The organism is Bacillus sp. JJ1533, assembly GCF_036965045.1.
In the GTDB taxonomy this organism is placed as follows: Bacteria; Bacillota; Bacilli; order Bacillales; family Bacillaceae_L; genus Ferdinandcohnia.
This window is the reverse complement of record NZ_JBALOV010000029.1, coordinates 48,655-60,881: the sequence shown is the minus strand read 5'-3', so window position 1 is coordinate 60,881 and position 12,227 is coordinate 48,655. Positions and strand designations below refer to the sequence as shown.

The following is a 12,227-nucleotide window of genomic DNA, read 5'->3' as shown; positions in this document are numbered from 1 at the left end:
ACCGGGCCTTTGTTTTATAGACGTTTCGCACCTAAGTATCTTGATTGCCAGTAGTTAATCGTCATATCATCAATGCTTATACCATCGGTTGAGTCAGCGTGGATGAATTTATTGTTTCCAAGGTATATTCCAGCATGTGACGGACCTGGTTTATACGTTTGAAAAAAGACAATATCACCAACGCTTGGTGCAGACACACTTGCCCCCTGGCTCCAAATACCAGGAACCGTTCGTGAAATGTTAACACCTTTTTGAGCAAAAACAAATTGTAAAAAACCACTGCAATCAAAACCATTTGGTGAAGTTCCACCCCAAACATAGGGAACCCCGATATAATTCATTGCAATTGAAATCACACTAGCATCGACAGGCGGTGCTTCCATTGTTTCAGCGGGTACCTCATTACTTACGGAATTGGAATCTGTAACAGGTTGTGCCGTTACTACTTTCGCTTTTTTGATCGTGAGACCCCTAACATTCTTATTTTTCATAATATGGTCAATTGTCTCTTCTGTGGCAAGGCCATTTGCTTCCAAATTAAATTTCTTCTGGTAAGCCTTAACACTCGCTTCTGTGACTGATTCGAATTTTCCATCTATCAAACCACTATAAAATCTCAATCTTTGCAATTTGGTTTGTAGCTGTTTTACAGCAGGGCCCTCGTCTCCAACAGCATAGAAAGGGGGCTTTGGCTGCAGAATGACCTCGTTTAATTTTTTTAGTGTTGTTTCACCGGCGATACCATCGATCTTTATTTCATATAATTCTTGAAATCTTTTAACAGCTTCTTGAGTAGATGCGCCATAGTGACCATCAATTGATTCATAATAAAAATTTAGCTTATGTAATTCAAATTGAAGAAATCGAACCGGATAACCCGTATGGCCATATCGTAATTCCTGTTTTGTATCAAATTGATAGTTTTTGTCTAGTAAGGGATCTAGGTTTTGCTTTTCAGATGCATCTGCTGCAAATGGGGCACCAAAGAAAAAGCCAGCTGCAAGTGACGTCACGACAATGGCTTCTTTTGTTCCATAGCGTTTTTTCATTGAAGTTCCTCCTTGATGGTTTGCAAAAGCAAATATAGTCTAGTTTTCGAAAGGTTTGTTGGATAAAAAGGCTATGGAAGTGAACTAGTACTTAAAGATAGAAAACGAATAACAATTTTAATCCTTATCACAACAAAGCGAAAACAACCTTTTGATGAACACACATTTATGATATTTAGATTATTAAGCTATTATGACAATATTGCTGAAATTTAGTACTTAAGCGCTAAAATAAGACAAGTTTGATAAAGAGCAAGAACCTGGTTGCTTCTAGATGTACTAAGCTATAGAAAAAAAATGAGAATAGTACAAATCGAATAAAATCAACGAATGTCTCTTAATAGATATAAGAGCAAAACGTATGCTACAATGACGGTAGTTGATTTCATAGGAGAAGGAGTGGTAGATATGAACATTAAATCAATTGAACCAACACCTAGTCCGAATACAATGAAGATTATATTAGACGAGGAACTACCAAAGGGAAAAAGCAATAATTATAAAAAAGACAACATAGATCAAGCACCACCACTTATTAAAGAAATTATGTTAATCGAAGGAATTAAAGGTGTTTATCATGTTGCCGATTTCTTAGCGCTAGAAAGAAATGCAAGATATGACTGGCAGGAGCTTTTACCAAACGTCCGTAAGGTTTTTGGAGAAGATGTGATAGAAGGTGAGAACGAAGGACAGAAGCTCGACGAACATTTTGGTGAAGTGAAGGTTTTTGTGCAAATGTATAAAGGTCTTCCAATGCAGGTCAAGCTTCATGACGGTGAACAAGAATTCCGTTTTGGCTTACCTGATGTGTTCAGAGATGCGTTGCTTCGTGCACAAGAGGAATCAGGAAATGTAGTATTGGAACGAGAATGGAAGGAACAAGGTGTTCGTTATGGCAATCATGATGAAATCGGAAAAGAAGTTGTGGATGAGCTTGCTGCAGCCTACCCGAAAAACCGATTAGACCGTATTGTAAAACAAATTTCAGAGCAAACATCAGCTCTAACTGTCCAAAAACGACAATCCTATAAGGTGACAGCAGAGATGCTTGATGATCCTGATTGGACAAAGCGCTATGCAAGCCTCGAACAAATGGATCCAGAAGAAGATGATATTCCAGTATTAGCTAAAGCATTGAAGGATGAAAAGCCTTCAATCCGTCGGTTAGCAACTGTTTATTTAGGTATGATTGAAAAGCCTACTGTACTACCATACCTGTACGAGGCTTTAAAAGATAAGTCAGTTACAGTAAGAAGAACAGCAGGTGACTGTTTGTCAGATATCGGGGACCCAGCTGCAATTGCTGCGATGTGTGAGGCGTTGAAGGATTCAAGTAAGCTAGTTAGATGGCGTGCTGCTATGTTTTTATATGAGGTTGGCGATGAAACAGCACTTGATGCCCTTAAAGCGGCAGAAAATGATCCGGAATTTGAAGTGAAGATGCAAATTAAACTGGCTATCGAACGAATTGAAGGTGGCGAGGAAGCAAAGGGTTCCGTTTGGAAGCAAATGACAGAAAGTAGAAAAAACTAAAGGTTGATTACATTATAAACATAAAAAATCGGTATTGATATTGTTTGAAAATTGATTTTGCTACTACAAAATAGTATGCTTATTTTATGAAAAATGAGGGAGGGATTAATATGTCAATGGCATATGATGAATATATGAAGCAAATCGTAAAACCGATGCGCCAAGAGCTAGTGGGAGCGGGTTTTAACGAGCTTCAAACAGAAGAAGAAGTTGAAAACTTCATGGACAAAGCAGAAGGGACTACACTAGTTGTTGTAAACTCTGTGTGTGGTTGTGCTGCAGGACTTGCAAGACCTGCTGTAACACAAGCTGTTTTAAATAATGAGAAAAAGCCAGATCATCTTGTAACGGTATTTGCTGGTCAAGATAAAGAAGCAACTGCGAAGATGAGAGAGTACTTTGAGGGTTATGAACCATCATCTCCGTCAATGGCTTTATTGAAAGGCAAGGAAGTTGTACACTTCATTCCACGTCATGAAATTGAAACAAATTCAATGGAAGGCATTATGGAAAATATTACTTCCGCGTTAAATAAGCATTGCTAAAGGATGTCATGACGACATCTTTTTTTTGCAAACAGGTGATAAAATGATCGTTACAACTGCAGGCCGAACCAATGATGATTTGGTCAAATTGGCGCATAAAGTCGCTGTTGAACTTGAAGTTACATATATCCCGAGGAAAAAACGTTCTATTTTCAATCTTCACGAACAAACTGAAGACGATATCCTTGTTGTAGGGAAAAATCGGATTGAAATACATCCTCTGCTTGGAGACGAGCCACTCTTCTTTCATCCGAATTCCGCAATGTTTCGCATGAAGCGATTAATGAAAGGTGAACATGATCCATTCATTCAGGCTTCAGGTTTGGAGAAAGGGAACACCATTTTAGATTGCACCTTAGGCCTTGGTTCTGACAGTATTGTCGCAAGTTTTGTCGTTGGTGAGGAGGGAAAAGTGGTTTCTCTTGAAGGAGATAAATATCTGTTTTACCTTTTAAAAGGCGGGTTGAAAAGCTGGGATACCGGATTTCCGTTGATGAATGAGGCTATGGCACGAATTGAAGTGAAGAATAAGAACTATGAGAGTTATTTAGCGAGTTGTCCTCCTAAAAGCTTTGATGTCGTGTATTTTGATCCAATGTTTGAAGAGTCAATTGAGGAATCGGAAGGGATTAAGGGACTCCGCAATTTTGCGATTTATTCCACATTAAGTCCTGAAGTACTCGAAGCAGCAAAACGAGTAGCAAAACAAAAAATAGTGCTTAAGGACCATTGGAAAAGTGAATATTTCGACAAATATGGATTTACAGTTTTTAGACGAAAATCAGCTAAATTCCATTTTGGTATCATTGATGTGGAAGGTTCTTGATCAAATGAAAATCTTAATTTGTTGGAGACTTAGTGCATGATGCGGGATAATTTGCCACCCCTTTGGTTACGTTAAATAACGGAGGTGATGAGCAATGGCAAAACGAAAAAAAGATCCTACAACAATTGGATTAGGATCTTCTGATGTAGAAGGACAGGGGACAACGAATCAAGAAACTGGAAGAATGGCAGTGGATTCGTCAAGGAAGAAGAAAAAGAAAAACTAAATTACATATTTCATAAAAAATAAAGCCCGCTTTGAAAGCGGGTTTTCTTATTCACTCACACAACAAAAGATAAAATAAGCTAATGTTACGACACTTGCGATCCCAAAAATCCATTCCATAACCAGAATCCACCTTTCAATATGTATAGTACCCCTATTTTATCAAACAATGAAGATTTTATGAACTTTATTCTTTCAAAATAATTCTTATGTTTTTAAAATGAAGAATTTCCCCTCATTTCCTATCTGGGCATTTATCCTTATTTTTTTGTATTTTCTTATTTTTATAGTAAAACTTTTTGTGAGATTGTGTTAAAATGGGCATATGGTTAAATGTGTTGAAAGGGCGTTTAGGTTATGAAAAAATGGTTGCGAAAAGCATTGGTTGTTTCATTTTCCATTTTAACGCTTGGATTGGTAGCGCCTCCCCCTGCTCTCACAATGGAGCAAGCAGATGCGGATAAGCCAAGTAAGTTAAATGCGATAAATGAACAAGCTGCAGAGTCTAAGCTATATTCTGAGTTCGAATCGAATTACGGATATGACAGTAGAAGCTTTGTTACGTATGCAATGACACAGGCAGAAACGAAATCCTTCGAGAAATTCGGAAGTAAAATTGGACCGGTTATTGAAGATGAATTCCGTACTGAAATTTTACCTAGAATTGAGAGTGTTATTGAGTTATTAGCAGAGCAATACCCAGCAGAAGAGCTTGACCAACTGGAAATTTCAGAACAACCGTCTGGCGGAAATGGGGAAAAGATTTTCCATATTTTCGATAAAACCAGTGGGAAGGATATAGTTCGCTTTCATGTGCGCAAAGACCACCCACCGCAGGATGGCTTTTGGTTTAATTTCCACTATCATACACATCATGATGGGTTCCAAACACATCATGCTTTAGGTGATATTTATTGGGATAAAAATACACCGCCGAAATGGCTAAGTTAATAAGAGCAAAAGGCAGTTCAGGGGTCGCATTTGTGACCTCATTGGACTGCCTTTTTTGTATTTCTAAGAAGAAGTTTCCACATCTTATCTAGCAGACTCATTTTTCAAAACATGTTATACTATTTTTATTATTTGTGAGAAGAGTGCGCTTATATGTATCTATGAAACTATTGAAATTAGGGAGAGCATTCTTATGAAAAAAATAGGTATTCTTACACTTCTGTTTATTCTTGTTGGCTTTACCTACCATCCTGGTGAAGCGTCCCCTTCCGGAGTTCCACTAAAAGATTATCAATCTCTCACACTTTATACGGAAACTTCAAATTTGAAAAACTATAAAACATTAAAAGAGATTATTTTTTTACCTGAGACAAATTTCAATGAATCCGAAGCTGCGCAAATGATTGAACGTGTTAATCAAATTGACGACATTATTTTGCAAGGATTGGTAGACAAGGGAGTTGTCTTAAAGCTATTTACAGGCCTTTTAACAGATGAGCCTACCGCAGTCTATTTAAAGGGGGAAAAACCCCGAGGATATAGTGAAAATGGTCCTACTTGGGATCTTGTGCCGGGAATTGGTGGCTCAGAGGTCGTGCTAGCGAAGATAGGGTATAGTGAAAAAGGGAAAGGCCATGGGTCTATCAATTTAGAACTACATGAGCTGGCACATTCGATTGACAAATTTGTATTTGATTCAATCAGCGAGGATCCTTATTTTCTAGCGATCTGGAACAAAGAAGTGAAGCAATTATTTCCACATCGTGACTATTTTAGTGACTATCCAGAGGAATATTTTGCAGAAACCTTTGCAATGTTCTATCTTTCTGAACAGTCAAGAAATCAATTGAAACTTTCGGCTCCTATGACTTATCAGCTTTTTGCAGATTTAGGAGAAAGTCGATGAATTAGATTATTATTTGTAGTAAGATAATAGCATGAAGTTTAGTAGGGAGTGAATTTATTGAAACATGGTGAGAATGCGTACCTGGATTTATTAAAGCATGTTCTTGAAAATGGTACGAAAAAAATGGATCGTACTGGGACGGGGACAGTTTCTGTGTTTGGGTACCAGATGCGATTTAATTTAAGTAAGGGATTTCCTTTACTTACAACGAAGAGAGTTCCTTTCCGCCTAATTGCGAGTGAGCTGCTCTGGTTTATTAAAGGCGATACGAATATTAGGTATCTTCTAAAAAACAACAATAACATTTGGAATGAGTGGGCTTTTAAAAATTGGGTTGAGAGTGATGAATACGATGGCCCCGATATGACGGATTTCGGTAATCGAAGCCAGAAGGACCCAGATTTTAATGAGTTATATCAAGCTGAGATGGATAAGTTTAAAGGACAAATATTAGAGAATGATAAGTTTGCTGCTAAATACGGCGAACTAGGTCCAGTTTATGGGAAGCAGTGGAGAGCCTGGGAAACATCACGTGGTGAGACCATTGATCAGTTGAAAAATGTCATCAACCAGATTAAAAATAACCCTGACAGCAGACGCCATCTCGTCGTCGGCTACAACCCTGGCGATGTGGAATTCATGGCACTGCCACCATGCCACAGCCTGTTCCAATTCTATGTGGCAGATGGGAAATTGAGTTGCCAGTTGTATCAGCGTTTGTAAATGAGCGCCTTTAGGGAGTAATCCTTATAGAAAACCTACCTAAACGGGGAAACTCTTGAAAAAGACAATCCCGTGCTAAATTGTTTCGAGGTATTCCGTTTATCAAACAATAGAAGGTGAGAAAATGCCGATTATTGGGGTTTATCATATTCAAAATTTAGAAAACGGAAAGTTGTATGTTGGAAGTTCAGTTGAAGTAGAAAAACGCTTTGATAGACATAGGCGTGAACTTAAAAAGGGAGTACATCACTGTATTCCACTTCAACGGGCATGGAATAAATATGGTGAAGAGGCTTTCGAATTTAGGATTGATAAGTTTTGTAATAACGAGTTTGAGGCAAGATTAATTGAACAAGACCAACTTGATTCGTTAGATAAACTATATAATACGAGCCAAATTGTTGGTGGCGGTGACTTAATCTCTTACCATCCGAATAGAGAACAAATAGTAAGAAAAATAAAGGTATCTCTTGAGAAACGGTATAATTCGATGACTCCGGATGAGAGAAGAGATGTATATGGTAGTCACGTAAATGGAATGACAGGTCGAAGTCATAGTATTGAATCTAGGATGAAAATGAGCAAGGCTAGTATAGGAAACTCTTATGCAAAAGGGGCGGTAAGAACTCCGGAACATAGGTCGAAACTTTCCGAAATAGCATCTCAAAGAAAAGGAGAAAAGAATTCATTCTATGGTAGAGAGCATTCAGAAGAAACTAAGAAAAAACTTTCTAGAAAAATGAAGGGTGTCCTTCCACCAAATACAAGACCTGTACTCGTTGATGGTATCATATATGAAAGTTGTAGCGAAGCCGCTCGTCAACTAGGGGTTGTTACTGCTACTATTCTAAATAGATTGAAGTCACCTAATTTTCCAACTTATAAATATTTTGAAACATAAATGCCTAACGACTATCCCTTTGGGAGTACACCGAAGCAGGTGGAAATGGTAGGGGTCCATTATTGGATCGTGATATAGTCTCATCTGTATGGAGACATACAGCAGTTCGTAGGAGAACGGGCTAGATGTAGCGAACCTAGTCGAAGATCATGTCAGGCGACCTTTTCCTCGGAATTCCCTTCAACATCGCGAGTTATGCGCTTTTAACTCATTTAATCGCATACGAGTGCGGATTAGAGGTTGGGGATTTCATCCATACAATTGGGGATGCCCATATTTACACAAATCATATTGAACAGGTAAATTTACAGCTAAGTCGTGACCCTCGACCATTCCCGAATCTATATATTAATCCAGCTGTAGAATCGGTTTTTGACTTTGAAATGGACGACCTCGAAATCGTAGGATACGAACCACATCCTGCAATTAAGGCACCAGTTGCCGTATAAAGCATTTCTATTTATAGAATCCTAAGGTATAATCGACCTTAGGATCTTTTTTTGTGAGGATGATTAAAATGATTTCATTACTACTAGCAATGGATAAAAACCAATTAATCGGTAAGGATAATGATCTCCCATGGCGATTACCTGCTGATCTAGCTTATTTTAAAAGGGTAACGATGGGCCACCCTATCATCATGGGGAGAAAAACGTATGATTCAATCGGACGCCCTCTGCCGGGACGAGAAAACATCATTGTAACACGTGACACTTCCTATAAAGCTGAAGGATGTAAAGTGATTCATTCCATTGATGAGATTGTGGAAATGAGTAAAGAAACCGATCAAGAATTATTTGTGATCGGTGGTGCAGAGATTTTTAAAGAAATACTTCCATATTCCGAGCGTCTGTACATAACTGAGATTGATGAGGAATTTGAAGGAGATACTTATTTTCCAGTATTTGATAAAGCAAAATGGAAGGTTATTTCAAAGGAAAAAGGAATAAAGGACGAAAAAAACCCATATGAGTATACGTTTTTGGTATATGAAAAAACCCCGCAGAACTAAATCTGCGGGTTTCCTTTTATTAAGATATAAACGGTACATCCACAACATAGAAGAGCACTGAGAAAAACATCGCTGCACTGCCCGCCAACACAAACAAATGCCAAACCGCATGGTTAAAAGGAAGCTTTCTCCATACATAAAAGACAGCCCCAACTGTGTACAGAATTCCGCCCGTTAGCAACAGCATAAAGCCGTTAAACCCGATGCTTTCATATAAAGGCTTAATTCCAACTATGATTAGCCAGCCCATAAGGACGTAACAAACGGTAGATAGGATCATAAACTTTTCTACAAAAAAGACTTTGAACACGATACCGATGACAGCTAATCCCCACACAATCCCAAAAAGCGTCCAGCCTAGCCAGCCTCCAATCGAAACTAAAACAAAAGGAGTATACGTGCCGGCAATTAATAAATAAATCGCTGAATGATCTAAGATCGCAAACACCTTTTTTGCTTTTAAATGTGTGATACTATGCAAAAGGGTTGAAAATAGGTAAAGAAGAAACATCGTAGCCCCAAAGATCGAAAAGCTTACAACATGCCAAACGTCACCATATTTAACAGCAAAAACAATTAACATAACGAGGGCCGGGATGCTTAATAACACGCCGAGACCATGTGTAATCGAATTAGCAATTTCTTCTTTTAATGACTCTTGCCGAAATGTCATATCGTCCACCTCATAACTCCATTTTCTTCTTCCAATCATACTGCTAAAAAAACCATAATACAAATAATGCGTTAAATTAAAATTGGAAGTGTTTACATTATAAAAAAGTAATAAAATATTTAGAAAACTTCCCAACAGATTGGATAATTCATGTTATAATGAACAAATTGAATCTTCAATACTGTACTGTGTTGTTGTAGAAATAGGTGAAAGGGGATATGGGCTCATGGCACACGAAGTAAAACAAAAACTAGATGAGATCCATGTAGAGGATATCATAAAAGCGAATCAAACATTGAAGGATGTTATAATCCATACACCTTTACAAAGAAATGAATTATTATCTGAACGTTATGAATGTAACCTATTAATAAAACGTGAGGATCTACAAATTGTTCGTTCCTTTAAAATTAGAGGAGCATATAACCGAATTAAGAATCTTTCTGAGGAAGAACTTATAAATGGAGTGGTCTGTGCTAGTGCTGGAAACCATGCACAGGGGGTTGCTTTTTCCTGCTTTGCACTAAAAATTCAAGGCAAAATTTTTATGCCTTCTACCACACCGAGACAAAAGGTGTCTCAAGTAGAAGCTTTCGGTCGGGAATATGTTGAGATAGTGTTGACTGGTGACACTTTTGATGATTCCTATGAGGAAGCAGTAGTATGCTGTGAAAAAGAAAATCGTACGTTTATCCATCCATTTGATGATGCTGATGTAATAGCAGGTCAAGGAACAGTTGCCGTTGAAATCTTAAATGATTGTGCTGAACCTGTTGATTATGTGTTTGCAGCAATCGGTGGGGGTGGACTGGTTTCAGGTATCTCAACATATATGAAGAGCATTTCACCAAACACAAAGGTGATTGGAGTTGAACCATCGGGTGCAGCTAGCATGAAAACTTCGATTGCAAATGGCGCGGTCACCTCTTTGGCAAAAATTGATAAGTTCGTTGATGGAGCAGCTGTTAAAACGGTTGGTGACAAAACGTTTGAAATTAGTAAACAACTCGTTGATGATATTGTGGACGTACCAGAGGGTAAGGTTTGTACAACCATATTAGATTTATATAATGAAAATGCCATCGTAGCAGAACCTGCCGGGGCATTATCACTAGCAGCCCTGGATTTGTATAAGGAAAAAATCAAAGGAAAAACTGTTGTTTGTGTGCTTAGTGGTGGGAATAATGATATCAGCAGAATGCAGGAGATTAAAGAACGTTCAATGCTTTATGAAGGCTTGCAATGCTATTTTATTGTGAATTTTCCACAAAGAGCGGGAGCATTACGTGAATTTCTACTTGATGTGTTAGGACCAACAGATGATATTACCCGATTTGAATATACAAAGAAAAATAATAAGGAAAATGGTCCGGCTTTAGTTGGAATTGAGCTAAAGCATAAGAATGACTACGAGGCCTTAGTGAACCGAATGATTAAAAAAGGGTTCCCATTTCGAGAACTAAATAAGGAAAATACATTATTTAATTTGTTAATTTGACATAATTAGTCAAAGACGAACAGCTTGTCCTCATGTATAATGAAAGAAACGGGTGAAAAAGGACTGATAGTTTGCTATTTAAAAGCCTAGAGTTCAAAAATAGTTGTGGACAGAAGGTTAAAGTAATTGAAATTCCAGTATTGGAGAATGGCAACACATACCGCTTTATGCTCGATTTTCGTTTGCAGGCATTTTTGTCGAAAATTATGACAAAATCAAGTCCCAAACAGATCTATTCGTTTCGTGAATATTTGAAGACAGTACTAAAATGGACTGATTATGAACGCATTTTTCAACTAGATATGTTAAAACATAATGCATAGTTTTAGAATGAGCCGATTTTAAAACGGGAAATCGGCTCTTTTTTTTGCATTTTAGCAGAAAAGAAGAGCAATATACCTGTTAAATAAGGACAAACTATTTTGTGAAAATAGATGTATACCAGTAGGAAGTGAATGTATGACAAAGGTAAAAATTGTAACAGATTCGACAGCAGATCTTTCAGAGGAGTCAGTCAAACAATTAGGGATATCCGTCGTCCCGTTATCTATCACGATTGATGGGGAAACGTATCTGGACAGAGTAGACATTACACCAAAAGAATTTTTAACAAAAATGAAGCAATCAGCAGAGCTTCCAAAGAGCTCACAGCCTGCCGTTGGGCAATTCGTTGAGCTTTATGACCAATTAGGAAAAGATGGCAGCGAAATCCTTTCAATCCACATGACCAGCGGAATGAGTGGTACCGTGTCATCTGCTCAAAATGCGGCTAAATTAAGCGATTCAAAGGTTACCGTGGTTGATTCCATGTATATTTCAAAAGCCTTAGCTTTTCAGGTCGTTGAAGCCGCAAAAATGGCACAAGCAGGACAAACGAGAGAAGAGATTGTCAAACGGATTGAGGAAATTAGAGAAAATTCCACCTTATTTGTAACCGTTGATACATTAGAGAACCTTGTAAAAGGTGGCCGAATTGGAAAAGGGAAAGCACTAATTGGATCTTTATTGAACATTAAACCGATTGCATCATTGCAGGATGGTGTCTATACGCCTGTTTCAAAGGTTAGAAGTCATGCAAAAATCGTTAAATACTTAACTGAAAAATTTGCTGAGGATGTACGTAATAAAACGATAAAAAGTGTGGCAATCGCACAAGTCGATGCAGTAGAACTTGCAACGAATTTAAAAGATGCGATTAAAAAACAAACCGGATACACTGATGTTGAGATTGTCGAAACCACTCCTGTCATCAGCACCCACACTGGCCCAGGAGCCATTGGTTTTATGTATTATGTAGAATAGATTGTGTAGGTGTCTTGGAGTTATAGCTCTGAGGCACTTTTTTGTACAAATTAAGTGAATACAGGCCTTAATCTAACAAAAA

Annotated in this window: 13 protein-coding genes and 2 pseudogenes; 13 read left to right on the top strand and 2 right to left on the bottom strand. The window is 37.9% G+C overall.

The features are described 5' to 3' along the window. Nucleotides 1-14: 14 nt before the first annotated feature. The gene (locus tag V7138_RS15680) at nt 15-1,049 is read right to left on the bottom strand and encodes a C40 family peptidase (protein WP_335398985.1); all 1,035 of its coding nucleotides are present in this window, start codon (nt 1,047-1,049) and stop codon (nt 15-17) included. 408 nt (nt 1,050-1,457) lie between these two features. Here V7138_RS15680 and V7138_RS15675 point away from each other — a divergent pair, with 408 nt between their 5' ends. From V7138_RS15675 to V7138_RS15630, 10 genes and pseudogenes are all read left to right on the top strand, one after another. After that, nucleotides 1,458-2,582: a conserved virulence factor C family protein gene (locus tag V7138_RS15675; protein ID WP_335398983.1), complete on the top strand. Its 1,125-nt coding sequence runs from the start codon at nt 1,458-1,460 to the stop codon at nt 2,580-2,582. A gap of 110 nt (nt 2,583-2,692) precedes the next feature. After that, a complete protein-coding gene (locus tag V7138_RS15670) occupies nt 2,693-3,127 on the top strand; it encodes a BrxA/BrxB family bacilliredoxin (protein WP_335398981.1) in 435 nt (144 codons plus the stop codon). Nucleotides 3,128-3,170: 43 nt separating this feature from the next. After that, nucleotides 3,171-3,953 (top strand): class I SAM-dependent methyltransferase, encoded by a 783-nt coding sequence (locus V7138_RS15665; RefSeq protein WP_335398979.1) that lies wholly within the window; start codon nt 3,171-3,173, stop codon nt 3,951-3,953. 94 nt (nt 3,954-4,047) lie between these two features. Further along, a complete protein-coding gene (locus V7138_RS15660; protein ID WP_335398977.1) occupies nt 4,048-4,179 on the top strand; it encodes a YuzL family protein in 132 nt (43 codons plus the stop codon). Nucleotides 4,180-4,535: 356 nt separating this feature from the next. Further along, on the top strand, nt 4,536-5,129 hold the full coding sequence (locus tag V7138_RS15655) for a YpjP family protein (RefSeq protein ID WP_335398975.1): 594 nt from the start codon (nt 4,536-4,538) through the stop codon (nt 5,127-5,129). 193 nt (nt 5,130-5,322) lie between these two features. Continuing rightward, nucleotides 5,323-6,036, top strand: a complete 714-nt coding sequence (locus V7138_RS15650; protein WP_335398973.1) for an anthrax toxin lethal factor-related metalloendopeptidase — start codon at nt 5,323-5,325, stop codon at nt 6,034-6,036. A gap of 57 nt (nt 6,037-6,093) precedes the next feature. Next, nucleotides 6,094-6,753, top strand: a pseudogene (locus V7138_RS15645) (thymidylate synthase); the annotation flags it as partial. A gap of 130 nt (nt 6,754-6,883) precedes the next feature. Then, nucleotides 6,884-7,660, top strand: coding sequence for an NUMOD3 domain-containing DNA-binding protein (locus V7138_RS15640; RefSeq protein WP_335398971.1), 777 nt, complete (start codon nt 6,884-6,886; stop codon nt 7,658-7,660). A gap of 152 nt (nt 7,661-7,812) precedes the next feature. Next, nucleotides 7,813-8,109: pseudogene (gene thyA / locus V7138_RS15635) on the top strand (thymidylate synthase); the annotation flags it as partial. 68 nt (nt 8,110-8,177) lie between these two features. After that, complete coding sequence (locus V7138_RS15630) at nt 8,178-8,672, top strand: dihydrofolate reductase (RefSeq protein ID WP_335398969.1); 495 nt, start codon at nt 8,178-8,180, stop codon at nt 8,670-8,672. A gap of 19 nt (nt 8,673-8,691) precedes the next feature. Here V7138_RS15630 and trhA read toward each other — a convergent pair whose 3' ends face one another. Next, nucleotides 8,692-9,345: a PAQR family membrane homeostasis protein TrhA gene (gene trhA / locus V7138_RS15625; RefSeq protein WP_335398967.1), complete on the bottom strand. Its 654-nt coding sequence runs from the start codon at nt 9,343-9,345 to the stop codon at nt 8,692-8,694. Between the two features lie 226 nt (nt 9,346-9,571). Here trhA and ilvA point away from each other — a divergent pair, with 226 nt between their 5' ends. The 3 genes from ilvA to V7138_RS15610 all read left to right on the top strand — a co-directional run bounded on the left by ilvA (nt 9,572) and on the right by V7138_RS15610 (nt 12,145). Beyond that, complete coding sequence (ilvA, locus tag V7138_RS15620) at nt 9,572-10,843, top strand: threonine ammonia-lyase IlvA (protein ID WP_335398965.1); 1,272 nt, start codon at nt 9,572-9,574, stop codon at nt 10,841-10,843. 71 nt (nt 10,844-10,914) lie between these two features. Next, nucleotides 10,915-11,166 (top strand): DUF2535 family protein, encoded by a 252-nt coding sequence (locus V7138_RS15615; protein WP_335398963.1) that lies wholly within the window; start codon nt 10,915-10,917, stop codon nt 11,164-11,166. A gap of 136 nt (nt 11,167-11,302) precedes the next feature. After that, complete coding sequence (locus V7138_RS15610) at nt 11,303-12,145, top strand: DegV family protein (RefSeq protein WP_335398961.1); 843 nt, start codon at nt 11,303-11,305, stop codon at nt 12,143-12,145. The last annotated feature ends 82 nt before the right edge of the window (nt 12,146-12,227 follow it).

Coding starts and splice junctions, on each gene's coding strand:
- V7138_RS15680 (WP_335398985.1), bottom strand. CDS start 1,049: ATGAAAAAACGCTATGGAACAAAAGAAGCCATTGTCGTGACGTCACTT.
- V7138_RS15675 (WP_335398983.1), top strand. CDS start 1,458: ATGAACATTAAATCAATTGAACCAACACCTAGTCCGAATACAATGAAG.
- V7138_RS15670 (WP_335398981.1), top strand. CDS start 2,693: ATGTCAATGGCATATGATGAATATATGAAGCAAATCGTAAAACCGATG.
- V7138_RS15665 (WP_335398979.1), top strand. CDS start 3,171: ATGATCGTTACAACTGCAGGCCGAACCAATGATGATTTGGTCAAATTG.
- V7138_RS15660 (WP_335398977.1), top strand. CDS start 4,048: ATGGCAAAACGAAAAAAAGATCCTACAACAATTGGATTAGGATCTTCT.
- V7138_RS15655 (WP_335398975.1), top strand. CDS start 4,536: ATGAAAAAATGGTTGCGAAAAGCATTGGTTGTTTCATTTTCCATTTTA.
- V7138_RS15650 (WP_335398973.1), top strand. CDS start 5,323: ATGAAAAAAATAGGTATTCTTACACTTCTGTTTATTCTTGTTGGCTTT.
- V7138_RS15640 (WP_335398971.1), top strand. CDS start 6,884: ATGCCGATTATTGGGGTTTATCATATTCAAAATTTAGAAAACGGAAAG.
- V7138_RS15630 (WP_335398969.1), top strand. CDS start 8,178: ATGATTTCATTACTACTAGCAATGGATAAAAACCAATTAATCGGTAAG.
- trhA (WP_335398967.1), bottom strand. CDS start 9,345: ATGACATTTCGGCAAGAGTCATTAAAAGAAGAAATTGCTAATTCGATT.
- ilvA (WP_335398965.1), top strand. CDS start 9,572: ATGGCACACGAAGTAAAACAAAAACTAGATGAGATCCATGTAGAGGAT.
- V7138_RS15610 (WP_335398961.1), top strand. CDS start 11,303: ATGACAAAGGTAAAAATTGTAACAGATTCGACAGCAGATCTTTCAGAG.